At 40.2% G+C, this 24,195-nt stretch carries 20 protein-coding genes and 1 pseudogene; 18 read left to right on the forward strand and 3 right to left on the reverse strand.

Annotation, left to right across the window (positions count from 1 at the left end; all coding sequences use genetic code 11):
• Positions 1 to 17: 17 nt before the first annotated feature.
• The 8 genes from ABOA58_RS09255 (at position 18) to ABOA58_RS09290 (ending at position 9,826) form a co-directional block, all read left to right on the forward strand.
• Entirely contained in the window at positions 18 to 1,250 is a 1,233-nt protein-coding gene (locus ABOA58_RS09255) for a competence/damage-inducible protein A (RefSeq protein ID WP_350302046.1), read from the forward strand.
• Between the two features lie 347 nt (positions 1,251 to 1,597).
• Entirely contained in the window at positions 1,598 to 2,644 is a 1,047-nt protein-coding gene (gene recA, locus ABOA58_RS09260) for a recombinase RecA (protein ID WP_101224704.1), read from the forward strand.
• A gap of 353 nt (positions 2,645 to 2,997) precedes the next feature.
• Complete coding sequence (gene rny / locus ABOA58_RS09265) at positions 2,998 to 4,557, forward strand: ribonuclease Y (RefSeq protein WP_063231807.1); 1,560 nt, start codon at positions 2,998 to 3,000, stop codon at positions 4,555 to 4,557.
• A 141-nt stretch (positions 4,558 to 4,698) separates the two neighbouring features.
• Complete coding sequence (locus tag ABOA58_RS09270) at positions 4,699 to 5,496, forward strand: TIGR00282 family metallophosphoesterase (RefSeq protein WP_350302047.1); 798 nt, start codon at positions 4,699 to 4,701, stop codon at positions 5,494 to 5,496.
• Positions 5,497 to 5,670: 174 nt separating this feature from the next.
• Entirely contained in the window at positions 5,671 to 5,931 is a 261-nt protein-coding gene (spoVS, locus tag ABOA58_RS09275; protein ID WP_029281188.1) for a stage V sporulation protein SpoVS, read from the forward strand.
• Between the two features lie 132 nt (positions 5,932 to 6,063).
• Positions 6,064 to 6,999, forward strand: a complete 936-nt coding sequence (locus ABOA58_RS09280; RefSeq protein ID WP_434547773.1) for a dipeptidase — start codon at positions 6,064 to 6,066, stop codon at positions 6,997 to 6,999.
• Positions 7,000 to 7,215: 216 nt separating this feature from the next.
• Positions 7,216 to 8,973: a 2-oxoacid:acceptor oxidoreductase subunit alpha gene (locus tag ABOA58_RS09285; RefSeq protein ID WP_101224707.1), complete on the forward strand. Its 1,758-nt coding sequence runs from the start codon at positions 7,216 to 7,218 to the stop codon at positions 8,971 to 8,973.
• The gene (locus ABOA58_RS09290) at positions 8,960 to 9,826 is read left to right on the forward strand and encodes a 2-oxoacid:ferredoxin oxidoreductase subunit beta (protein WP_350302048.1); all 867 of its coding nucleotides are present in this window, start codon (positions 8,960 to 8,962) and stop codon (positions 9,824 to 9,826) included. The genes ABOA58_RS09285 and ABOA58_RS09290 overlap by 14 nt, the downstream gene beginning before the upstream one ends.
• Positions 9,827 to 9,902: 76 nt before the next feature.
• On the opposite strand, the gene ABOA58_RS09295 is transcribed toward ABOA58_RS09290, so the two are convergent.
• On the reverse strand, positions 9,903 to 10,052 hold the full coding sequence (locus ABOA58_RS09295) for a hypothetical protein (protein ID WP_350302049.1): 150 nt from the start codon (positions 10,050 to 10,052) through the stop codon (positions 9,903 to 9,905).
• 359 nt (positions 10,053 to 10,411) lie between these two features.
• Here ABOA58_RS09295 and tdh point away from each other — a divergent pair, with 359 nt between their 5' ends.
• The 6 genes from tdh (at position 10,412) to mutL (ending at position 19,352) form a co-directional block, all read left to right on the forward strand.
• Positions 10,412 to 11,452: an L-threonine 3-dehydrogenase gene (tdh, locus tag ABOA58_RS09300; RefSeq protein ID WP_350302830.1), complete on the forward strand. Its 1,041-nt coding sequence runs from the start codon at positions 10,412 to 10,414 to the stop codon at positions 11,450 to 11,452.
• Between the two features lie 311 nt (positions 11,453 to 11,763).
• Positions 11,764 to 13,308 carry a tRNA (N6-isopentenyl adenosine(37)-C2)-methylthiotransferase MiaB gene (gene miaB / locus ABOA58_RS09305; protein WP_350302050.1) on the forward strand — a complete coding sequence of 515 codons (1,545 nt, stop codon included), beginning with the start codon at positions 11,764 to 11,766 and terminating at the stop codon, positions 13,306 to 13,308.
• Between the two features lies 1 nt (position 13,309).
• On the forward strand, positions 13,310 to 13,738 hold the full coding sequence (locus tag ABOA58_RS09310; RefSeq protein WP_101224709.1) for a RicAFT regulatory complex protein RicA family protein: 429 nt from the start codon (positions 13,310 to 13,312) through the stop codon (positions 13,736 to 13,738).
• A gap of 212 nt (positions 13,739 to 13,950) precedes the next feature.
• Complete coding sequence (locus ABOA58_RS09315; RefSeq protein ID WP_034313495.1) at positions 13,951 to 14,490, forward strand: outer spore coat protein CotE; 540 nt, start codon at positions 13,951 to 13,953, stop codon at positions 14,488 to 14,490.
• A gap of 270 nt (positions 14,491 to 14,760) precedes the next feature.
• Positions 14,761 to 17,388 (forward strand): DNA mismatch repair protein MutS, encoded by a 2,628-nt coding sequence (gene mutS / locus ABOA58_RS09320; protein ID WP_350302051.1) that lies wholly within the window; start codon positions 14,761 to 14,763, stop codon positions 17,386 to 17,388.
• 23 nt (positions 17,389 to 17,411) lie between these two features.
• Positions 17,412 to 19,352, forward strand: a complete 1,941-nt coding sequence (gene mutL, locus ABOA58_RS09325) for a DNA mismatch repair endonuclease MutL (protein ID WP_350302052.1) — start codon at positions 17,412 to 17,414, stop codon at positions 19,350 to 19,352.
• Positions 19,353 to 19,499: 147 nt separating this feature from the next.
• Here the strand turns inward: mutL and ABOA58_RS09330 are convergent.
• Positions 19,500 to 19,616, reverse strand: a pseudogene (locus ABOA58_RS09330) (tyrosine-type recombinase/integrase); the annotation flags it as partial.
• A gap of 207 nt (positions 19,617 to 19,823) precedes the next feature.
• On the opposite strand from ABOA58_RS09330, the gene ABOA58_RS09335 reads away from it, so the two are divergent.
• Both ABOA58_RS09335 and ABOA58_RS09340 read left to right on the forward strand, forming a co-directional pair.
• Positions 19,824 to 20,282, forward strand: coding sequence for an NUDIX hydrolase (locus ABOA58_RS09335; RefSeq protein WP_350302053.1), 459 nt, complete (start codon positions 19,824 to 19,826; stop codon positions 20,280 to 20,282).
• A gap of 660 nt (positions 20,283 to 20,942) precedes the next feature.
• Positions 20,943 to 21,611, forward strand: coding sequence for a DNA alkylation repair protein (locus ABOA58_RS09340; RefSeq protein WP_034310892.1), 669 nt, complete (start codon positions 20,943 to 20,945; stop codon positions 21,609 to 21,611).
• Between the two features lie 230 nt (positions 21,612 to 21,841).
• On the opposite strand, the gene ABOA58_RS09345 is transcribed toward ABOA58_RS09340, so the two are convergent.
• The gene (locus ABOA58_RS09345) at positions 21,842 to 22,402 is read right to left on the reverse strand and encodes a helix-turn-helix domain-containing protein (protein ID WP_258831634.1); all 561 of its coding nucleotides are present in this window, start codon (positions 22,400 to 22,402) and stop codon (positions 21,842 to 21,844) included.
• Positions 22,403 to 22,569: 167 nt separating this feature from the next.
• Between ABOA58_RS09345 and ABOA58_RS09350 the strand changes: the two genes are divergently transcribed.
• Both ABOA58_RS09350 and ABOA58_RS09355 read left to right on the forward strand, forming a co-directional pair.
• On the forward strand, positions 22,570 to 23,451 hold the full coding sequence (locus ABOA58_RS09350) for a DMT family transporter (protein WP_063575036.1): 882 nt from the start codon (positions 22,570 to 22,572) through the stop codon (positions 23,449 to 23,451).
• 287 nt (positions 23,452 to 23,738) lie between these two features.
• Entirely contained in the window at positions 23,739 to 23,954 is a 216-nt protein-coding gene (locus ABOA58_RS09355; RefSeq protein WP_127777896.1) for a DUF6366 family protein, read from the forward strand.
• The last annotated feature ends 241 nt before the right edge of the window (positions 23,955 to 24,195 follow it).

The raw sequence follows: 24,195 nt of genomic DNA on the forward strand, positions 1-24,195 counted from the left end.
ATGGTGGTTTTGAAAAGATGGATGCAGAAATCATTGCAGTGGGCTCAGAGCTTCTTTTAGGACAAATCAATAACACTAATGGAAGGTTCTTATCGCAGCAGTTTGCGGAAATGGGTATCAACGTTTTTTACCATACTGTCGTCGGGGATAACGACCGCCGTTTACAACAAGCTATAGAAATCGCTGAATCGAGGGCGAACTTGATTGTTTTTACCGGTGGACTCGGTCCTACCAAAGATGATTTAACGAAAGAAACGATTGCTCGCCATATAGGGAAAAAGCTCGTTTTTAATGATGAAGCTTTGCAATCCATTGAAGCTTACTTCCAAAAACGGGAACGGCCGATGACGGAAAACAACAAAAAACAGGCCCTTGTCTTAGAAGGCAGTGAAGTGTTGGCAAACGATCATGGCATGGCACCGGGAATGGTCTTGTCCAAATCCGGGATTACATATATGCTTCTCCCTGGTCCGCCAAGTGAAATGGAGCCGATGTTTTTAAGTTATGGTTATGAAAAGATCATGAATAAACTGGAAAAGCATGAACGGATCGATTCCAAGGTTCTTCGGTTCTACGGTATAGGTGAAGCCGAACTGGAAACGGTGATTGAAGATCTTCTTGTCAATCAAACGAATCCGACAATTGCTCCGCTGGCAGCCGAAGGGGAAGTGACGTTAAGGATCACCGCTAAAGACTCTTCTAAAGAAAAATGCGAAGAGCTTATTTTAGAAACGGAAAAAGAAATTCTTAGCAGGGTCGGTAAGTTCCATTATGGAAGTGATAATACTTCGCTAATAAAGGAACTTGTAAAAGAATTAACGGTCCGCAAGCTTTCAATTGCGGCAGCTGAAAGCTTGACCGGAGGGATGTTCCAAGAACAGCTGACAACCATTCCTGGCGCCGGTAAGGTCTTCAAAGGCGGAATTGTCTGCTATACGAATGATGCGAAGTCGAACGTCCTTGGCGTCAGCGATGATACCATATCTGAGCATGGGGTGGTCAGCGGTGAGTGTGCAATGGAAATGGCCTCTAATGTCCGGAGCAAGCTCAATGCGGATGTAGGCATAAGCTTTACGGGTGTTGCAGGTCCGGATGAACAAGAAGGCAAGCCTGTAGGGACAGTATTCATTGGCATTTCCTATCGGGATGGAAACACTCATTTCAAGGAGTTGAATCTTTCCGGAAGCAGGGCGCAAAACCGGATTCGGAGTGTGAAGTACGGCTGTCATTACCTATTAAGGGATTTATAAATGCTATAAGCAGAGCTTTTTCAGCTCTGCTTTTTATTTGGTTTTAGAAGTTTGTTTCTTGAAAAATAGGGAAAAAAAGAAAAAAGTTAATTCAATGAAAATGTTTTTTTCAGGGAGCAAGTGAAAGGAAATGGAGATTTCTTAAAGATAAAACGTTTTTTTACAGAGAATACCCCGAAAGAAAAAAACGAATGAATGTTCGACTTTTTGCTTGGCAAAATTGTAAAAAGAGTATATAGTAAAGATAGGTTTTGAGACAGGATGCAAACCTTGATCTCGAATAATTGCTAACGTAAGTACACCTTTAATCGGACAGCCGATTATTTGAATATAGAGGAGGAAATTGAGTGAGTGATCGTCAAGCGGCTTTAGATATGGCGTTAAAACAAATTGAAAAACAATTTGGTAAAGGTTCTATTATGAAACTTGGGGAACAGTCTGATCGTAGGATTTCAACGATTTCAAGCGGTTCTTTAGCATTGGACGTAGCATTGGGAGTGGGCGGATATCCAAGAGGCCGGGTCATTGAGATATATGGACCTGAAAGCTCCGGTAAAACGACTGTTGCATTACATGCTATTGCAGAAGTACAAAAGACTGGCGGCACGGCTGCATTCATTGATGCAGAGCATGCTTTAGATCCAGCATATTCAGAAAAACTTGGTGTGAATATCGATGACTTACTGCTTTCACAGCCTGATACGGGTGAACAGGCCTTGGAGATCGCTGAAGCATTAGTTCGAAGTGGAGCGGTGGATATCATTGTCATTGATTCGGTGGCAGCACTTGTTCCTAAAGCTGAAATCGAAGGCGAAATGGGAGATTCCCATATGGGTCTTCAAGCGCGGATGATGTCCCAGGCGCTTAGAAAACTGTCTGGTGCCATTAATAAATCAAATACCATTGCCATTTTCATTAACCAAGTCCGTGAAAAAATCGGTGTTATGTTTGGGAACCCTGAAACGACTCCGGGAGGCCGGGCATTGAAGTTCTATTCAACTGTTCGTCTGGAAGTGCGCCGTGCGGAACAATTAAAACAGGGTAATGAAATCGTCGGTAATAAAACGAAAATCAAAGTTGTTAAAAACAAGGTTGCTCCACCATTCCGTCAAGCGGAAGTTGACATCATGTATGGTCAAGGGATTTCCCAGGAAGGTGAAATCATCGATATGGGTGCAGATCTTGATATCGTCCTTAAAAGCGGTTCGTGGTATTCATACAATGAAGAGCGTGTCGGACAAGGCCGCGAAAATGCGAAGCTGTTCTTGAAAGAAAATCAGGATATCGCTCAGGAAATTTCTCAGAAAATCAGAGATCACTATAATCTCGATGGAGAGCATGAATTACCGCCAGAAGAAAATGAACCAGAAGAGCATTTTGAATTGCTTGATTAATGGTATTTGGAAAAGGCCTAAGCTTGTTCGCTTAGGCCTTTTCTATATATTTTGAGAAAAGTGTGAAATTTTCAGCGGAATAAATGGCATTGAAATCAGATTTACAGACTTCTTCCATAAAGAATGCTGTACATTATGATGGTTGATATTAAGAAAACTTGAATAATCATTGATACATAAGGGACAAACGCTTGACAATAAAAATTCTCAACTATACAATTAATATGTATATTTTACAATTTTTCAAACTAAAATTTTGAAAATTAAGTGCTGTATATTGAATTTATGTGCAATGTACTTGCCGACAGTTCAACATTTTATGTAAAAAGTTCATAGCAAGGGGAGGTGAAACGATGGAACCCATGACAATCATCTTCACTTTGCTTGGCCTAATCGTCGGTGCAGTTGTTGGTTATTTTATTCACAAATCAAAATTTGAGAGTAAAATAGCAGGGGCAAAGGGCTCTGCTGAACACATCCTTGAGGATGCAAAACGTGAAGCGGAAGCACTTAAGAAAGAAGCCTTGTTGGAAGCAAAAGATGAAATTCATAAAGTTCGTGCCGATTCGGATCGGGAAGCCCGTGAAAGAAGGAACGAATTACAAAAACAAGAAAATCGGTTATTGCAAAGAGAAGAGAATCTGGACCGCAAGGATGAAACGTTAGACAAACGTGAAAGCCTTTTGGAGAAAAAAGAAGATTCTCTAAACCAAAGACAACAGCATATTGAAGAGATGGAAAGCAAAGTGGACGAGACGGTTCGTAAGCAGCAAACAGAGCTTGAACGTGTTTCCGGTTTAACTCGTGAAGAAGCTAAAGCAATCATTATAGACCGAATGGAAAACGAGCTTGCTCACGATGTAGCGCTTATGATTAAAGAAAGTGATACCCGTGCCAAAGAAGAAGCTGATAAAAAAGCAAAAGAAGTTCTTTCTCTTGCCATTCAGCGTTGTGCGGCTGATCATGTTGCAGAAACCACCGTTTCTGTAGTAAATCTTCCAAACGATGAAATGAAAGGACGGATAATCGGACGTGAAGGACGAAATATCCGGACGTTAGAAACGCTAACAGGTATTGACCTTATTATTGATGATACTCCTGAAGCTGTCATTTTATCTGGATTCGATCCAATTAGACGGGAAACGGCACGCTTGGCTCTTGAGAAACTTGTTCAGGACGGACGGATCCATCCGGCCCGCATTGAAGAAATGGTTGACAAAGCAAGACGTGAGGTAGATGAACATATTCGTGAAATTGGTGAACAAACGACTTTTGAAGTTGGAGTTCACGGTCTCCATCCAGATCTCATCAAAATACTAGGACGTTTGAAGTTCCGTACCAGTTATGGGCAAAACGTACTTAAACATTCAATTGAAGTGGCCCAGCTTTCAGGTTTACTGGCCGCTGAGCTTGGTGAGGATGAAGTTCTTGCCCGCCGTGCAGGTCTACTGCATGATATTGGGAAAGCGATTGATCATGAAGTGGAAGGCAGTCACGTTGAAATTGGCGTTGAATTAGCAACCAAATATAAAGAGCATCCAACGGTCATTAACAGCATCGCTTCACATCATGGCGATACTGAACCAACTTCCATCATTTCAGTGCTTGTGGCTGCCGCTGATGCATTATCAGCTGCAAGACCGGGAGCTAGAAGTGAAACGCTTGAAAATTACATTAGAAGACTTGAAAAACTTGAGGAAATTTCCGAATCGTATGATGGAGTGGAAAAATCATTTGCAATTCAAGCCGGACGAGAAGTGCGGATTCTAGTGAAACCAGAACAAATTGATGATCTTTCGGCCCATCGACTCGCACGTGATATCCGGAAAAGGATTGAAGAAGAGCTCGATTACCCTGGTCATATAAAAGTCACGGTCATCCGTGAAACAAGAGCAGTCGAATACGCTAAATAATCGTTAATGAAAAACGAAGTGGTGCAAACCACTTCGTTTTTTCTTTTTCGTTAAGCGTAATTCTTATACTTACCCCAAATTATGTTACAATACTTACTTGAATAATTCATATAATTAGGTGAATCCAGAAAGGGTTTTACAATGAAATTGCTATTTATTGGAGATGTAGTGGGGTCTCCTGGTCGTGACATGATCCAAGAATACCTTCCTAAGTTAAAAGAAAAGCATCGTCCGCACATCACGGTCATCAATGGCGAGAATGCAGCAAGTGGCCGGGGAATTACAGAAAAGATTTACCGCAGTTTTTTAGAGTGGGGGGCGCAGGCGGTGACCATGGGAAATCATACATGGGATAATCGTGATATCTTCAATTTTATTGATGAAGCGAAATATCTCGTCCGTCCAGCGAACTTTCCAGACGGGGCACCTGGAGAAGGAATGAAATTTTTAAAATTGAACCAGTATGAAATAGCGGTCATCAATTTGCAAGCGAGAACATTCATGCCGGATTTGGATTGTCCGTTCAAAAAGGCTGAAGAACTCGTGGCAGAGGCTCAAAAAAAGACACCAATCATCTTTGTCGATTTTCATGGAGAAGCTACAAGTGAAAAGCAGGCTATGGGGTGGTTCCTGGATGGGAAGGTTACAGCCGTTGTTGGTACACACACACACGTCCAGACAGCCGATAACCGTATACTGCCTGGAGGCACCGCTTACATATCAGATGTAGGCATGACAGGACCATATGATGGCATCCTTGGTATGGGAAGAGATGCAGTCATTCAGCGGTTCCTAACTAGCCTTCCTGCTCGTTTCGAAGTGCCAAAAGAGGGGCGGACCCTATTAAGTGGGGTACTCCTTGAAATTGATGATAAAACTGGCAGAGCTAAAAAAATAGAAAGGATACTGATTAACGAGGATCACCCCTTTTATCATTGATTCGAACGGATGGACAGTCAAACTGGCCATCCGTTTTTCCATTCATTAATAAATGGTGGACAATCCCGGTTTTCTTTGTCATACAAGTTTTACTTGATGAATATAGTAGCAGTGGAAAGTGTTATAACTATTGAGCCAAGTTAGAATCGGCAGGGAAAACAAGGAGGACTAGGAATGGAAATATTAAAAGTTTCAGCAAAATCTAATCCTAATTCTGTAGCAGGCGCACTAGCGGGAGTGCTCAGGGAAAGAGGAGCAGCCGAAATTCAAGCAATCGGTGCAGGTGCGTTAAATCAAGCCGTCAAGGCAGTAGCAATCGCAAGAGGGTTTGTCGCACCTAGTGGAGTTGACTTGATTTGTATTCCTGCCTTTACAGATATACTTATTGATGGCGAAGAGCGAACGGCAATAAAACTAATCATTGAACCAAGATAATTCATGTTTGGATGCCCTGTTTGTCGGATGGCGAGCAGGCTCTTTTTTGTCGTGAAATCCAAATGACGAAAAATATATATCCCTTTATAATGGAATATAGAATCATAAAAAGACACAGGAAGGGGGATTACATTGGCTATTTTTGATGCCCATTGTGATGTACTGATGAAGATGTTCATCGATCCGGATATTTCTTTTGCGAATAGTGATAAGTTACATATAACAAAGCGGGGATTATTGGATGAAGGGGGAAAGGTCCAATGTTTTGCCATATATATTCCTGAAAAAGTCCACCCTGATATGAGATTTCAAGCGGCTTTGGCAATGGTGGATATTTTTCATGAAAAGATTTTATCAGAGCCGGAAATGAAATTTATAAAGACCAAGGCAGATATCGAATCTTTAAAAGAAAAGGAAATAGGTGCAATGCTAACTTTGGAGGGGTGCGATTGCATCGGGAATGATTTGTTGAAACTTAAAACCCTTATTCATCTTGGAGTTTCCTCCGTAGGTCTAACTTGGAATTACGCCAACTTGGTAGCGGATGGGGCATTAGAAACAAGAGGGGGCGGCTTGACAGGGTTTGGAACCGAGGTGGTCGCGCAATTGAATGAGAAGTCGATTTGGTGCGATTTATCCCATTTATCCGAAGCGGGATTTTGGGACACCTTAAATTTGGCGAAATTCCCCATTGCCTCCCATTCGAATGCTTACCATCTTTGTCCGCATCCGCGAAATTTAAAAGACGGGCAGATAAAAGCCCTTTTGCAGAAAAATGGGGTGATCGGCGTAACCTTTGTCCCGCAATTTCTGGCAAATGGTGAATCGGCTACGATAAAGGATATCCTGAAACATATTGAGCATATATGCAGTTTGGGAGGGGAAAGACAAATTGGATTAGGGTCTGACTTCGATGGAATCGATCAAATGGTAGAAAATTTAATGTCATATAATGATTATCATAACTTAATCAATGAACTGAACAGGCTTTATTCCAGTGAGTTTGTAAAAGGTCTCCTTTTTGATAATTTCACTCGTAATTTTCCGCTTGAAAAGGAAATATCTTAAGTGATTTTCAATTCTTACTATATAGATATGAATAAATATTCTGAAAATATAAAAAATAAAAGCAAAAAGGTTGCAATTTGATGATTTAACCGATAGAATTGAAAGCGTTTAGTACACCTTTCCTAAATTAGAACGATAATTTTACATAGTTGAATGTTCTGAAGAGAGGTGCGGTTAAATGCATTTATATACGAACGTCCTAAAGGAGTGTAAGACATGATCAATCAACTTTCATGGAAAGTTGGCGGACAACAAGGTGAAGGTATTGAAAGTACAGGAGAAATATTCTGTATTGCCCTCAATCGCTTAGGTTATTACTTGTATGGCTACCGTCATTTCTCATCCCGAATCAAGGGTGGACACACGAATAACAAAATTCGTGTAAGTACTACGGAAACTCGTGCTATCTCTGATGATTTAGACATCTTAGTTGCTTTTGACCAAGAAACAATTGACGTCAATTATAAAGAATTACATGAGGGTGGCATCATAATTGCAGATGCAAAATTCAAACCTGTCTGCCCAGAAGATACAAAGGCAGAATTATATATTGTTCCCTTTACGGAAATAGCAGCCGAATTAGGAACATCATTAATGAAAAATATGGTCGCCATCGGTGCGACATGTGCTGTTCTAGGAATGGAGATTTCCGTATTCAACGATGTGGTTGATGAAATATTCGGCCGTAAGGGTGAAGAAATCGTTAAGAAGAATATGGATGCCATTACTGCTGGCTATAAGGCAATGGAAGTGTTGCTTGGAGAAAAACTGGGCGCAATGGAGCTGGAAAAGGCAGACGGCCAAAAACGAATGTTCATGATTGGAAACGATGCTATCGCTTTAGGTGCAGTTGCAGGCGGTTGCCGCTTCATGGCTGCTTACCCGATTACTCCTGCCTCGGAAATTATGGAATACCTAATTAAAAAACTTCCTCAATTTGGCGGAACGGTCATCCAGACTGAAGATGAAATCGCGGCGGCTACAATGGCAATCGGTGCAAACTATGGCGGTGTACGTGCCATCACAGCTTCAGCTGGACCTGGACTTTCCTTGAAAATGGAAGCGATTGGTTTAGCGGGCATTACCGAAACGCCAATTGTCATCGTCGATACTCAACGTGGCGGTCCATCTACGGGACTTCCTACAAAACAGGAGCAATCCGATTTAATGGCCATGATTTATGGTACACATGGTGAAATACCTAAAATCGTCATGGCTCCGAGTACTGTTGAGGAAGCATTTTATGATACGGCGGAAGCATTCAACCTTGCAGAGGAATATCAATGTCCAGTTATCGTTCTATCCGACTTACAGCTATCATTAGGTAAACAAACGGTTCAGCCGCTTGATTACGGCAAAGTGGAGATAAGACGAGGGAAATTGGTGGACTTTGAAATTGAAGAGGCTGAAGACAAATCTTACTTCAAGCGTTATGAAGTAACGGAAGACGGAGTCTCACCGCGTGTGGTGCCTGGTATGAAAAATGGAATTCACCATGTTACTGGTGTTGAACATGATGAAACGGGCAGACCTTCCGAGACGGCTTTGAATCGTAAATTGCAAATGGATAAACGGATGCGTAAGCTGAATAATTTAACTAACACATTCCAAACACCAGTATACAAAAACACACCGCATGAAGAAGCGGATTTATTAATTCTTGGCTTTAACTCAACACGCGGGACGATTGATGAAGCGATCGGCCGGTTAGAAACGGATGGAATGAAAGTGAATCATGCGCAAATCCGTTTGATTCATCCTTTCCCAGCTGATGAAGTCCTATCATTGGTGCAAAGTGCTAAGAAAGTAGTAGTTATTGAAAATAATGCGACTGGACAATTGGCTAATATCATCAAGATGAATGTCGGACATGTTAATAAAATTAAAAGCATCCTAAAATATGATGGCAACCCATTCCTCCCGCATGAAATTCACACACAATGCAAGGAGATGTTCGAATATGGCAACGTTTAAAGAGTTTCGGAATGATGTAAAACCTAACTGGTGTCCTGGCTGCGGAGATTTCTCCGTTCAGGCTGCCATGCAGCGTGCGGCAGCGAATGTGGGATTGGAGCCGGAGAACTTGGCTGTTGTTTCCGGTATCGGCTGTTCAGGCCGTATTTCCGGTTACATCAAGTCATATGGTTTCCACGGCATCCATGGCCGCTCACTGCCAATCGCCCAAGGAGTAAAAATGGCCAATCGTGAATTGACCGTTATAGCTTCAGGCGGTGACGGAGATGGTTTTGCGATCGGGATGGGACACACCATCCATGCGATCCGCCGTAATATCGACATTACGTATATTGTCATGGATAACCAAATATATGGATTGACAAAAGGCCAGACTTCTCCTAGGTCCGCTGCTGGATTTAAAACGAAATCCACTCCAGAAGGATCAATAGAACAGGCTGTTTCACCTATGGAATTAGCATTGTCAGCTGGCGCTACGTTTGTCGCCCAAAGCTTTTCCACAGACTTGAAAGACCTGACGGCGATCATTGAAGCAGGGATAAACCATAAAGGGTTCTCATTTATCAATGTTTTCTCTCCTTGCGTAACATACAATAAAATCAATACGTATGATTGGTTTAAACAAAACTTGACTAAATTGAACAGTATTGAAGGCTATGATACATCAAATAAAGAACAGGCCATGCAGACTTTGATGCAGCATGACAGCCTTGTGACAGGGATTATTTATCAAGACTCTTCGCGCCCTTCGTACCAGGAATTAGTGCCAGGGTATGCTGAAAAAGCGTTAAATAAATCAGATTTGACTCTTGATCAAGCGCACTTTGATAAGCTTGTTGCTGAATTTATGTAAAAGGTAAAAGGTTCACCCCTTAAGATGGGGTGAACCTTTTTTGTGATTAATTGGAAAGCTCAATTAGAGAGAATCACTATATTCTCTGAATTAGCTTACCACCAACCGTTATTGCATCCGCAGCCGAATGAGAAGAAATTGCAGCGATTCCTTCTGCGACAACAATTGTTGTTGTTGTTGTTATGATGGTGGTGATGATGGTGGTCGCAGTCCCGATCGCGGTCACGATCTCTATCGCGGTCGCGGTCCCGGTCCCGGTCCCGATCCCGATCCCGATCGCGGTCACGTCTTTGACAGCCCCTCACAGCACGACAAAAATCGTCTGCGATTCTATCGTTATCGTTATTATCATGGTGGTGATTATTGTTACATGACATATAAGTCACTCCTTCAGTTAATTTGTTGTACAAGATATCTTATTCGAGAGCGGACAGGATGCTATAGAAACATGACCCATTTAATAAAAATGTACGAATTCCCCAGCCGGTACAAAAGCGTTTATGGTATTTTTTTATTTAGTTTTTCATATCTTTACATATTAAGGTAGATGAAATTAGCAGCCCTAGTTCAGGGGGAGTGTACATGTTGAGTGGGAAAATGAAAGCCGTCGTCAAACACCACCGAGGTTATGGGGCTCAATTACAAAATGTCGATATTCCGGAAATTCGTGATGACGAAGTATTGATTCGAGTGAAAATGACCTCGATATGTGGAACGGATATTCATATTTTTACCTGGGATGAATGGTCGCAGGGAAGAGTGAATCCACCATACGTATTTGGGCACGAATTTGCTGGGGAAGTAATGGAGATAGGAGCAAGTGTAAGCAATGTTTCGGTTGGTGATTGCGTATCTGCAGAAACACATATCGTTTGCGGCACATGCAGGCAGTGCTTAACCGGACAATTCCATATTTGTAAAAAAACAAACATTATCGGTGTCGATAAACAAGGATGCTTTGCAGAGTATATAGCTCTGCCCGCCAAAAATTTATGGAAAAATCCAAGTGATATGCCACTTGATATGGCTACCATACAAGAACCGATGGGCAATGCAGTCCATTCAGTGCTAGCTGGCGAGGTGCTGGGTAAAACGGTGGCAATAATTGGCTGTGGCCCAATCGGGCTGATGGCGATTGCTGTAGCAAAGGCAGCAGGTGCTGATAAAGTAATCGCTCTTGATATTAATGAATATCGACTTCAGCTGGCCAAAAAGATGGGTGCTACAGACCTCATTCATTCGATTAAACAGGATCCATTGAAAATCACGAAAAGCCTCACAAGTGCCGATGGGGTGGATGTCGTTTGCGAAATGAGCGGTAATCCGGCGGCTATCCAACAAGGGTTTAAGATGGCGACAAATGGTGGAAGAATATCAATTCTAAGTTTGCCTTCTAAGCCCGTCACCCTTAATATAACGGAGGATATAGTATTCAAGGGCCTTACTGTCCAAGGAATAACAGGAAGGAAGATGTTTTCAACCTGGCAACAGGTTTCAAGCCTGCTTGAAAGTGGCAAGGTTGATGTAAAACCAATGATTACCCACCGTTTTCCACTAAGCGATTTTGAAAAGGGATTTGAACTGATGATCAAAGGTCAGTGTGGTAAGGTGCTCCTGATACCTTAAGCATCTGAAAAGGTGGAAATTACAATGTCAGCATTTGAAAAATCTTGAAGAGGCTAATTTCGTCTTAGCCTCTTTTTTCATGTTCTTATTTCCCGTATTTGTGAAAAATTTCTTACAATTCAAGAAGCCATGACAGAATGATTGTTTCTTGCTGTTAAAAGCTTTATACTATAATAATGTGGATATATCACACTTAAAAGCAAATATTTACTGGTAATTCCTAAAAAGGAATCCGTATAAAACCATTAGAAGATAGGTCTTGAAATAGTTGGTGAAAGAAATAAACTAACTATTTTGAAAGGAGATTAACTATGAACGAGAAACAACGATTAGAATCACAACAAGTACAGGCTGAGAATCCAGCGGACAAAAAATCCGAAAAGGACTTCAGTAAGTACTTTCAAGCCGTTTATATTCCGCCTTCCTTAAAAGATGCGAAAAAGCGAGGAAAAGAAGAAGTAGAATATCATGATGACTTTGCCATTCCTGAAGGTTTCCGTGGAATGGGAGAAGGTAAAAAGTTTTACATTCGTACTTTTGGCTGTCAAATGAACGAACATGATACAGAAGTCATGGCGGGCATCTTTATGGCACTTGGTTATCAGCCGACAGACACGGTGGATGATGCTAACGTCATTTTACTTAACACTTGTGCGATTCGGGAAGGCGCAGAGAATAAAGTGTTCGGTGAATTGGGACATTTAAAATCATTGAAATTGGAAAAGCCGGATCTATTGCTTGGGGTTTGCGGTTGTATGTCACAAGAGGAGTCAGTTGTAAAGCGGATTCTAGAGAAGCACCATTTTGTAGATATGATTTTCGGAACGCATAATATCCACCGCCTGCCGCAAATTCTTAATGAAGCTTATCTTTCCAAGGAAATGGTCATTGAGGTTTGGTCTAAAGAAGGTGATGTAATCGAGAACCTTCCGAAAGTGCGTAAAGGAAAAACGAAGGCATGGGTCAATATCATGTATGGCTGCGATAAGTTTTGTACATACTGCATCGTACCGTACACAAGAGGGAAAGAAAGAAGCCGCAGGCCTGCAGATATCATACAGGAAGTCCGTCATTTAGCGGCACAGGGTTACAAGGAAATAACCCTGCTTGGACAGAATGTGAATGCTTATGGTAAAGATTTTACGGATATCGAATACCGTTTCGGTGATTTGATGGATGAAATCCGCAAAATCGATATTCCGCGTATTCGTTTTACGACAAGCCATCCACGTGATTTCGATGATCACTTGATTGAAGTATTGGCTAAGGGCGGTAATCTCGTTGACCATATCCATCTTCCAGTTCAATCGGGAAGTACGGAAACACTTAAAATCATGGCCCGTAAATATACACGTGAACAATATTTAGAGCTAGTAAAAAAAATCAAGGAAGCTATCCCAGGTGCATCGCTAACCACTGACATCATTGTAGGTTATCCGAATGAAACGGAAGAGCACTTTGAAGAAACGATGTCTTTATACCGTGAAGTTGGTTTCGATGCGGCATATACTTACATCTATTCACCACGTGAGGGAACACCGGCTGCGAAAATGCAGGATAATGTACCGATGGAAGTGAAAAAGGAACGTCTGCAGCGCTTGAACTCCCTTGTCAATGAAACGTGTGCATTGAAAATGAAGGAGTATGATGGGCAGATTGTTGAAGTGCTCGTTGAAGGCGAAAGCAAGAAGAATGCGGAAGTATTAGCAGGTTATACAACGAAAAATAAGCTCGTGAACTTCAAAGGACCAAAATCCGCTATTGGCCAAATCGTAAAAGTGAAAATCACCGGAACGAAAACATGGTCACTGAATGGGGATATGGTTGAAGAAGCAACGGCGATTGAGGTGGAGTAATATGACGAAATATACTAAAGATGACATTCTGAACAAAGCTGCCGAGCTTGCTGAAATGATCGCAAGCACGGAAGAAGTCGATTTCTTTAAACGGGCAGAAGCTCACATCAATGAAAACCAAAAAATCCGTGAAATGATCGCCAGCATCAAGAGCTTACAAAAACAGGCTGTAAACTTCCAGCATTACGGCAAAGAGAAAGCATACAGTCAAGTTCAGGCCAAAATCGATGCACTGGAAAAACAATTGGATGAACTTCCGATCGTGCAAGAATTCAAACAATCCCAAGTGGATGTAAATGACCTTTTACAAATGGTTTCATCACAGGTATCGAATAAGGTGACGGACCTGATTATTGAATCGACCGAAGGAGACGTCCTTCGCGGTGAGACAGGTTCAAAGGTACAAGCAGGCGGCGGAAGCTGTTCATGAATAAAAAAAAGCCCTTCTGATTTCAGAAGGGCTTTTTTTAGATTCAGAAATCCTTATACAGTGCCCATTCGTGACACATATCCCAAAACATGCGCATAAAATAACCTAGGTTTAAAACATTACAGCAGTTTTCAAACAATTAAAATTCTACGCACACTAGACTTTTACCACGCATAGGATGAATGGAAACTGTATGAGGAGGGTTCGCTAGCATGTCACAATATAGAGAGATAATTACTAAAGCGGTGGTGGCAAAAGGACGCAAATTCACAAAGTCCTCTCACACCATTTGCCCGGCTCATCATCCTTCTAGCATTCTAGGTTGTTGGATCATCAACCATAAATACGATGCAAAGAAAGTCGGCAAAAAGGTAGAAATTCACGGCAGCTACGAAATCAACGTCTGGTATTCCTATAACCAAAATTCGAAGACGGAAGTTGTAACTGAAAAAGTGCAATATACCGACGTTATTTCGCTGAAATACCGTGATCCCGATTGTCTTGATGACCATGAAATCGTTGCAAAAGCTGTCCAACAGCCGAATTGTTTAGAAGCTTGCATCTCCCCATGTGGACAAAAAATCATTGTCCATGTGGAAAGGGAATTCTTTGTGGAAGTCGTCGGCGAAACGAAAATTTGTGTCGCTGTAAGTCCAGATGGCCGCTGTGAGGATGACTGGGGCTCTGATTTCGATGATGAGGATTTCGAAGATTTAGATCCGGATTTCCTTGATGAATTCGAAGACGAATAGAATATAGAAATTAATACCGGATGACATTCCCTTCATCCGGTTTTATTTAATTTGAAGCGGGACAAGTCCCTTGCAGGCCTGGAAATGAGAAAAAAATAGGAATGAAATGTTACTATATCCCTGAGTATGGCTTGCAGATACAGCCAGCTACACTTTAAAGGATAATTGATTTACCATGCAATTTCGAATACAGGCAATGTTGCTTTCCCATATGTTATAATGAAGGACATAAATGTGTAATAGATTATAGTTTGGAAAGGTTTTGAAGGAATGGCTGGATATACTCCGATGATACAGCAATATTTAAAAATTAAGGCAGAGTATCAGGATGCCTTTTTATTTTTTCGTTTAGGCGATTTTTATGAAATGTTTTTTGACGATGCGCTGAATGCATCTCAAGAGCTCGAAATCACATTAACAAGCCGAGAAGGCGGTAGTGAAGAGCGAATTCCGATGTGCGGCATTCCGTATCACTCGGCTGCTAATTATATTGATATATTGATAGAAAAAGGTTTTAAAGTAGCTATTTGTGAACAAACCGAAGATCCGAAGCAAGCCAAAGGAGTTGTACGCAGGGAAGTTGTCCAGCTGATTACTCCGGGAACGAAAATGGATAGTAAGGGTCTTCGTGAAAAGGAAAATAATTATATTGCCACGATCACTTATTTCTCGGATGGTCAGTTTGGCTTTGGATACAATGATTTATCGACAGGGGAAAATAAGGTCACTCTAATTGAGAGTTTCGAGGAAGTTCTGAATGAATTTGCCATCCTTGGTGCGAGTGAAGTGGTCATTGCCGAGGATTTCAATGAAGAATGGAAAAAAAAGCTGCAAGAACGGGGCGCTGCCGCTCTATCCCTAGAGAATAATTTGGATCAAAGCGAGTCATTCGTTGCACTGCTTCATCTGTTAAAAGACCAGAAACTGGCGACAACGACTTCACGTTTATTGAATTATCTATACCGTACCCAAAAGCGCAGCCTGGATCATTTACAGCCAGTGCTTGCATATGAAACATCTCAATATATGAAAATTGATTATTATAGCAAACGTAATTTGGAATTAACTGAAACCATTCGTTCCAAAGGTAAAAAAGGCTCATTATTATGGCTGCTTGATGAAACGAAAACAGCCATGGGCGGAAGAATGTTGAAACAATGGATTGATAGACCGCTCATTAATAAAAAACAGATCGAGCGGAGACAAAGCCTTGTTGAAACCCTAAAAAATCAATACTTCGAACGGCAGGACTTACGTGAACGCCTGAAGGAAGTGTACGACTTGGAGCGACTTGCCGGAAGGGTGGCCTTCGGGAATGTAAACGCTCGGGACTTGATTCAACTGAAACGTTCATTGCAACAGGTGCCGATCATTCGTGAAATCGTTAAGTCAATGGCTTCAAATCACGATATTTCAATTCTGGCCGATAAATTGGATCCTTGCGAAGAAGTGACGGATTTGCTTGAAACGGCACTTGTAGAAAACCCTCCATTGTCCGTGAAGGAAGGAAATATCATTCAGGACGGTTTCCATAAGGAGCTGGATACATACAGGGATGCCAGCAGAAACGGGAAAACTTGGATTGCACAGCTTGAACGGGAAGAGCGGGAACGCACAGGAATCAAATCATTGAAAATCGGATATAATCGTGTTTTTGGCTATTATATTGAAGTCACACGAGCCAATTTGCATCTTCTTGAAGAAGGCCGTTATGAACGGAAGCAAACTTTAACGAATGCCGAACGTTATATCACACCTGAGTTGAAAGAGAAGGAAGCTTTGATTTTACAAGCAGAAGAAAAAAGCATCAGTTTGGAATATGACCTATTCCTCAATCTTCGTGAAGAGGTCAAAAGCTATATCCCGCGCTTACAGGATTTAGCGAAAGGTGTCAGTGAACTGGATGTCTTGCAGTGCTTTGCGACGATTAGCGAAGAACGCCATTATGTGAAGCCTGTCTTTTCTGATGATCGAAGAATCGTACTGAAGGAAGGCCGGCATCCAGTGGTCGAGAAAGTCCTTCAATCACAGGAGTATGTCCCTAATGACTGCTTCATGGATGGAGACCGGGAGTTACTCTTGATTACAGGGCCTAATATGTCGGGTAAAAGTACCTATATGCGTCAGATAGCGCTAACATCGATTTTAGCGCAAATTGGATGCTTCGTATCCGCAAGTATAGCTGAATTGCCTATTTTTGATAAGGTATTCACTAGGATCGGCGCGGCAGATGATTTGATTTCCGGTCAAAGTACATTCATGGTCGAGATGCTTGAAGCAAGAAATGCCATCATGAATGCGACAGAAAACAGTTTAATATTATTTGATGAGATAGGGCGGGGAACATCAACTTACGATGGGATGGCGCTTGCCCAGGCCATCATTGAATATATTCATGAGGAAATTGGGGCAAAAACTCTCTTTTCGACTCATTATCACGAATTGACAGTGCTGGCAGCGGAACTGCCAAAATTGAAAAATATCCATGTCAGTGCCATTGAGCAAAATGGAAATGTCGTTTTCCTTCATAAAATTAAAGAAGGTCCAGCAGATAAAAGCTATGGAATTCACGTGGCAAAGCTAGCTGATTTACCGGAGCAGTTAATAGATCGGGCGGCCGCAATTTTAGCGCAGCTGGAAAATGAAAATGGACTGGCAAAGGAGATGCCTGAACAGCCTGCTGCTTCTGTAAAAGCACCTATTGCTGAAGTAGCCCCGGTAACATCCGTCAATGAGGCACAGCTTTCCTTCTTTGGGGAAGAGGCTCCTAAAGGAAAAATGAATTCCTCGCCTAAGGAAAAAAAGGTGCTTGATGACATAAAATCACTGGATATTCTTGAAATGACGCCACTTGAGGCGATGAATACCCTTTATAAATTACAAAAGAAACTTAAATGAGATAATAAAGCGAGGCGATAAAAATGGGGAAAATCATACAGCTCGACGAGGCTTTATCTAATAAAATCGCAGCTGGCGAAGTTGTTGAACGCCCAGCCTCAGTGGTTAAGGAACTTGTGGAAAACGCAATAGATGCAAACAGTACCATTATAGAGATTGAATTGGTGGAGGCTGGACTTGGTTCCATTAGGATCGTGGATAATGGCGATGGGATTTTGGCTGATGACATAGAAGCGGCATTTAAACGTCACGCCACAAGTAAAATAAAAGATGAAAATGACCTCTTCCGAATCCGAACACTCGGCTTCCGCGGTGAAGCAATGCCCAGTATTGCTTCAGTTTCCCGTTTTGAAATGAAAAGCAGCACTGGCGAAGGTGTAGGAACGCGCATACTTCTTGAAGGCGGCATGGTTAAGGAACTTGAGGCTTCATCCAGCCGTAAAGGAACGGATATCCTTGTTTCCGACTTGTTTTACAATACTCCTGCAAGGTTGAAATATATGAAAACCATTCATACCGAGCTAGGAAATATTACGGATGTGGCTAACAGGCTCGCACTTTCGCACCCGGATGTTTCTATACGGTTAACACACAATGAGAAGCGTATTCTGCATACGAATGGTAACGGCGATGTCAGGCAGGTGCTAGCCGCAATTTATGGGACGAATATTGCCAAAAAGATGATTCCGGTTCAGGCAAGCTCATTGGACTTCAAATTATCCGGATATATCGTCATGCCCGAAGTCACACGGGCTTCAAGAAATTATATTTCAACCATGATAAACGGCCGCTTCATTAAAAACTATGCGCTCGTGAAAGCAATCCTGGATGGTTACCATACACTTCTACCAATTGGGCGTTTTCCAATTGCTTTGTTGAATATTGAAATGGACCCGATTCTTGTCGATGTCAATGTACATCCGTCCAAAATGGAGGTAAGGCTCAGCAAGGAACAGGAATTGTTCAGTCTTGTATCGGAAACGATCAAATCTTCGTTTAAAAAGATGTCTCTAATTCCAAGTGGATATACACCTGCAGCAAAGCCGGAACAGGTGAAAAGTGAACAAACTACGCTGGAATTGGACCATGTTGTGGAAAGCGGCAAGCGGGTTCTTGAAGAAGCCAAGAAAGAAGCTTCACTCTTGAAGGATACCTTGATTCGTGAAAAGCAGGAACAAAAGAGTTATGTGGATCATAATGAAGATTTCGACTTTGAACCAGTAAAGGAAATAATCTATAGCAATGAACAGCAGCAAATGGAAGATGTCTATGTACCGGTCTTACAAGATGATGAAAGCAAACCATATTTCGAGTCAGCCGAAAAGTATACAACCTACACTGTCGAACAAGAGGAAGAAATCGAAGCGAATGAACCTGCTAACCGCATCCCTCCCATGTACCCGATTGGGCAAATGCATGGAACATATATTTTCGCCCAAAACGAAAAAGGTTTATATATCATAGACCAACATGCTGCCCAGGAACGGATCAAATACGAGTATTTTAAAGAGAAGGTCGGACGTGTTGAAAACGAGCTACAAGACATGCTGGTTCCCATCACCCTTGAATTTTCAACAGACCAATGTATCCGGATAAATGAATATCGGCATGAGTTGGAAAAAGTCGGCGTCTATTTAGAGGAGTTTGGCTACAACGCCTATATTGTCCGATCGCATCCACAATGGTTCCCTAAAGGAATTGAACAGGAAATCCTTGAAGAAATGATTGAACAATTGCTCTCGATGAAAAAGGTCGACATCAAAAAATTGCGCGAAGAAGCAGCTATCATGATGAGCTGTAAAGCCTCCATAAAGGCAAACCGTCATCTGCGCAATGATGAAATCCAAGCACTATTGGATGAACTAAGGCGCACAACCGATCCCTTCACATGCCCTCATGGAAGACCTATCATCATCTCTTATTCCATTTATGAAATGGAGAAAATGTTCAAGCGGATCATGTAATTAAAAGCAATGGAGGACCCTTATGTAATAGGGTCCTTCATTGCTTTTTTAGTTAAATGACCACATTTATTGGTCCAAGGACTTTTATCCTGGGGCTTTTGAAAAGTTTTCAGCTGAAGAGTCCTGTATATTATGTGTAACATGACTTTATGTATCTAGGGTTATAGAAACTTTTGAATGTCCTAATCTTTCTGATCCCACTTTAGCATTTTCTCCGATCTCCAACATTATAGTTGCATGTGTATGGCGTAAATCGTGAAATCGTCTGAGAACAAGCTGGGTAAACCAGTCATTAAAGAAATTTAAGAGTGAGCTAATGCCTGCTCTTTTTTATTAGAAGGGTATGTTAAGAATGTTGTTGATTTCCTTGATGAACTAACGGGGCAGGTTAGTGGTAGAAGAAGGTAATCAGGTGTTAAGTAGAGAATAAGGTAGCAATAAATATAAAATTAAATAACTGAGGCGAAAAGGATGGCACATAATGGGATAGTTTTAGTAGTTAGTGTATCAATATTCAGAGATGATGAAGTCTTAATAATTAGAGAAAATAAACCAACTGCTATTGATAAGTGGAACTTTCCGAGTGGACGCATTGAATATGGTGAAGACATTCTCTATTCAGCTCGTAGGGAGGTAAAAGAGGAAACTGGCTTTGATGTAAAACTTAATGGTACAACGGGTGTATATAATTTTATCAGTAGTACAAACAATCAAGTTATTCTATTTCATTTTACTGGTGAGGTTAATGGTGGTTCATTAAATCTTGAAGAAGATGAAATTTTAGACAGTAGATGGATTAAGGTGAATGACCTTGTGAAATTTGATAATGAAGAACTACGTGAACCAAGGGTACTAAAGCAAATAATAGATAACTTATTAAAAGAGAGGGTACATTCAATTAGTATTTATAATGAACAACTAGATAAATAATTTTTATTAAGCTAACAGCTTCTTTATCAGGAGCTGATCAGCAGCTCCTTTTCTTATGGCACTAAAGGGGCAGCATTCCTGTATTAACTGAAATACTAAAAAGATTGTGAAGAAATCTACTTAAACTAACGGGTGCTTTACTTCATTAAGAAATAGTAAAATGGAAGAGGTTTTGTATGAGAATTAATGAGAATGAGAAAAAGAATTTATGGAAATCTTTAATAAATAATGGGTTCTTGAGTGCCCTTTTTGTTATGTTAATAGGAATTATAGTTTTGATTTATGTACTAATCTAATTTACTTGTTCAACGTGTGGCTTTACTTCAATATAGAGTAAAGCCTTTTTCTTATTCAATGAGCAAATCTCTTCTATTAAACAAAACCAGCTAAGTTTGTGATTTAATACACTTAAACTAACGGGTGCGTTTCTTTAAAAAGGAATGCTCTTTTCGTATCCAATTAAAAGGAAGTAAATGTTATTATTATATTAAAGATGGTTGCTCTTCTATTATAGGTGGAGAAAGCTTTAATACGATATATACTACAATATTAACTTTGGAGGCACACCACTGCAATAAGACTTATAACGAAATTAAGTTCTTGATATATCCCGTAAAGGACATATTATGAAACAGTGCTTTAATAAAGGAGTTGTATAAAATGAATGAAAATAAAGGTACAGAAATAAAACGCTTTTCAAAAGCAGAAAACATTCTACCTCAGATCAATAGTAAAACTAAGCTAGGCGACTTACGAAAAATCGCGAAGGACATTAAAAAAGATCACGAACTAGCTATGGAACTTTGGTCAACCGAAGAGTTTTTGCCCAGACTATTAGCAATCTTAATTATGGACAAAAAACTTCTTTCACAAGATGTGCTAAATAAGCTTGATAAGGATATGCAGACTCACACTTTTGATGAGCGAAATAACTTAATGGATTGGTTAATGGCTAATCAGCTCACCAAAGACAAGAAGAAAATTGCATTGATGGAGTCATGGGAAAATAGTCCTTCTGCTCTTCAAAGGCGAGCTTTCTGGTATTATCAAGGGCGATTGAGATGGACTGGACAAACACCGCCTGATAACACCGCATACTTGCTATCTGCATTAGAAGCTAATATTACGCAGGAAGAACCGGAAGTTCAATGGGCTATGAATTTCACCGCAGGCTGGATAGGCGTTTATGATGAAAAGAATCGTGCACGTTGTATTAAACTTGGTGAGAAAACGGGTCTTTACAAAGATGAAATAGTAGCAAAAGGATGTACTCCCAGCTATTTGCCGGAGTTCATTACAATTGAAGTTAACAAACGACATAATAATTAGTTATCTCTGAAAAATTTATTAGGGTTTAATGCAAAAAATAAAGGAATTCAAAGCCTCAATATGAAAATTGTAATAGGCTTGGACGATCAGAGCTGTCTTTTAGGCAGCTTTTTCTTTATGGAACTAACGGGGCTGTTCCAAAAATCGATAATTGATCGATTTTTGGAGCAGCCTCTTTTTTGTAACGGTAGTTATTTTATCTTTTCATTCTTACATAGGAAGAGTGCTATTTAAACTAGCGCTGGAGTTAGTACAAATAAAATATGATTTGTTTCATCACTCTTGTTCAAAAATCGATGTTTAATATTGGGTGGAATACGCACTACATCCCCTTCATCTAAAAAATATTCAGTGCCTTCCAATTCAACATACGATTGACCTTTCATGACTACAGCAATTTCTTCTTTGTCGTCGTGTGAATAGTGGCTTTCCGTAGTGATTGCGTGTGCATTTAAATCCATCATTAAGAGTTCGATACGTGCTTTCATGAAATCTGGCGTTAACACATCATAGACAATATGGTCGTTATTTTCACGATACACCTTCTTCCGATCTTTTTTTCTAGAAATGAGTGAATCGGTATCAATATCGTTAATGAAAAGCGTAAACAATGGTACATTTAATGCTTTTGCAATCAATTCTAGTACACTTAGCGAAGGGTTTGCTTGTCCTCTTTCAATTTGGCTAATAAGCGAAGTGCTGATTCCTGCATAATCGGCAAATTCACGAATTGTCATATCGTTTTTCTTACGATAACTTAATACTGTTTGACCAAGGCGATAATTAATCATGGTAAAGACTCCTTTCCACAATAATGTATATTTCATTCCTTTTGTGCTGACATACTGAACATAAGTAATTAGTACTTTCTTAAATTACATAAAAATTTTATACTTACGTTTGTACATTATATTATATAAATTTCAATATTATAAACAAGGAATCGGAGGATATAAAATTGCAATCATCAATTATTTCTTATGTAATTTTATTTTTTGGCGTATTTGCATTATCAACTTCAGCAATCTTTGTAAAGTTAGCAGATGCACCTGCGACAATCACGGCGTTCTATCGGCTGTTTTTTGCAACAATAATGCTTTTGCCATTTTTATTAATAAATAAAAGGAATCGACATGAATTATATTCATTGTCAAAAAAACAATGGGGACTCGGACTATTATCAGGCTTATTTTTAGCAGTTCATTATGTATTATGGTTTGAATCATTAAATTACACTTCTGTAGCAAGTTCGACGGTTATCGTTACATTGCAGCCACTTTTTTCGATGGTCGGTGGATATTTTCTATTTAAAGAGAGATTCAGTAAAGGTGCTGTAATAGGTTGTCTTGTAGCGATTGCCGGAAGTATCGTTATTGGATGGCAAGATTTTCAAATTAGTGGACAAGCTTTATTTGGTGATATACTAGCCTTTATTGCAGCGGGGGTTATTACAGCCTATTTCTTTGTAGGCCAGCATGTTCGTAAAAAGCTATCTCTTATTCCATATTCAGTTATCGGTTATGCCAGCAGTGCACTATTTTTGTGTATTTTTGCGTTCAGCCAGCAAACTTCTTTCGTTGATTATTCCACACAAACATGGTTGTCCTTTATTGGATTAGCGTTTATTGCAACGATATTAGGGCAAACGATTTTTAATTGGCTGTTGAAATGGCTAAGTACTTCAGTTATTTCAATGAGCATATTAGGAGAGACGATTGGAACCTGTATACTCGCTTATTTTATTTTGGATGAGGTTATTTCTTTACAACAAGGTATGGGTATCGCACTCATCTTAATCGGTTTAGCATTATTTTTACTACAGCAAAGAAATAACGAATAAATAATAGAGATTAATTGGCGGTACGAGAAAGAATAGATTTAATTGAAGAACAATTATAAGAAGAATATCTTTTAAAATGACTTCCTTGTTCAATTAAAGGCGCGATTCTTGAAGAAGTTTCGCTTTTCTTAATGAACTAACACGGTGCGTTAGCTGAAGATCGGAGCTGCCTTTAAGGCAGCTTTTTCTTTATGCAACTATCGGGGCAGGATAGTTCAACAAGGGAAATGGTTATTTGTGGTAAAGTATAAAAGGATAGTTGTTTAATTTATAGGGGGTTGTTTTAAGTGCAAGAAAACAAAGAAACTCCTGAACGAAAAAGAGAGAGATTAAGACAAGAAGAATTAAAAAGAAATCCGACTGGTAGTTTGAATGATGCTTTTAATAAAGCAAACAGTGGCGGTCTTGCTGATTTAGTAGGAAGTTTAGGTTGGAAAGGTACGGGAATTCTCATTCTTGTAATCATTATTGGCTTTATTTTTGTATCACTTTTCTTCAAGTAACGGATGCGTTAGCTGAAGATCGGGGCTGTCTTTAAGGCAGCTCTTTTCTTATGGAACTAAAGGGGCAGGATAGTTCAATAAGAAAAGGGAATTTTTTCTTGAGGTATAAAGGACGATTTTTGGTAAGATGTCTTTATGGAGAAGGGATATTACAATGAAAATTTTAAAAAATAGAATAAAGCCTTTGTTTATTCCAGCGTTACTTTTATGGATAACAGCAGGAATTATCCACTTTGTTTCC

It is taken from the genome of Peribacillus frigoritolerans (genome assembly GCF_040250305.1).
Classification (GTDB): Bacteria; Bacillota; Bacilli; order Bacillales; family DSM-1321; genus Peribacillus.

Bases quoted from the DNA above. Each gene is read 5' to 3' on its own strand.
- ABOA58_RS09255 (WP_350302046.1), top strand. From the start codon at position 18: ATGGATGCAGAAATCATTGCAGTGGGCTCAGAGCTTCTTTTAGGACAA.
- rny (WP_063231807.1), top strand. From the start codon at position 2,998: ATGGAACCCATGACAATCATCTTCACTTTGCTTGGCCTAATCGTCGGT.
- ABOA58_RS09270 (WP_350302047.1), top strand. From the start codon at position 4,699: ATGAAATTGCTATTTATTGGAGATGTAGTGGGGTCTCCTGGTCGTGAC.
- spoVS (WP_029281188.1), top strand. From the start codon at position 5,671: ATGGAAATATTAAAAGTTTCAGCAAAATCTAATCCTAATTCTGTAGCA.
- ABOA58_RS09285 (WP_101224707.1), top strand. From the start codon at position 7,216: ATGATCAATCAACTTTCATGGAAAGTTGGCGGACAACAAGGTGAAGGT.
- ABOA58_RS09290 (WP_350302048.1), top strand. From the start codon at position 8,960: ATGGCAACGTTTAAAGAGTTTCGGAATGATGTAAAACCTAACTGGTGT.
- miaB (WP_350302050.1), top strand. From the start codon at position 11,764: ATGAACGAGAAACAACGATTAGAATCACAACAAGTACAGGCTGAGAAT.
- ABOA58_RS09310 (WP_101224709.1), top strand. From the start codon at position 13,310: ATGACGAAATATACTAAAGATGACATTCTGAACAAAGCTGCCGAGCTT.
- ABOA58_RS09315 (WP_034313495.1), top strand. From the start codon at position 13,951: ATGTCACAATATAGAGAGATAATTACTAAAGCGGTGGTGGCAAAAGGA.
- mutS (WP_350302051.1), top strand. From the start codon at position 14,761: ATGGCTGGATATACTCCGATGATACAGCAATATTTAAAAATTAAGGCA.
- mutL (WP_350302052.1), top strand. From the start codon at position 17,412: ATGGGGAAAATCATACAGCTCGACGAGGCTTTATCTAATAAAATCGCA.
- ABOA58_RS09335 (WP_350302053.1), top strand. From the start codon at position 19,824: ATGGCACATAATGGGATAGTTTTAGTAGTTAGTGTATCAATATTCAGA.
- ABOA58_RS09340 (WP_034310892.1), top strand. From the start codon at position 20,943: ATGAATGAAAATAAAGGTACAGAAATAAAACGCTTTTCAAAAGCAGAA.
- ABOA58_RS09345 (WP_258831634.1), bottom strand. From the start codon at position 22,402: ATGATTAATTATCGCCTTGGTCAAACAGTATTAAGTTATCGTAAGAAA.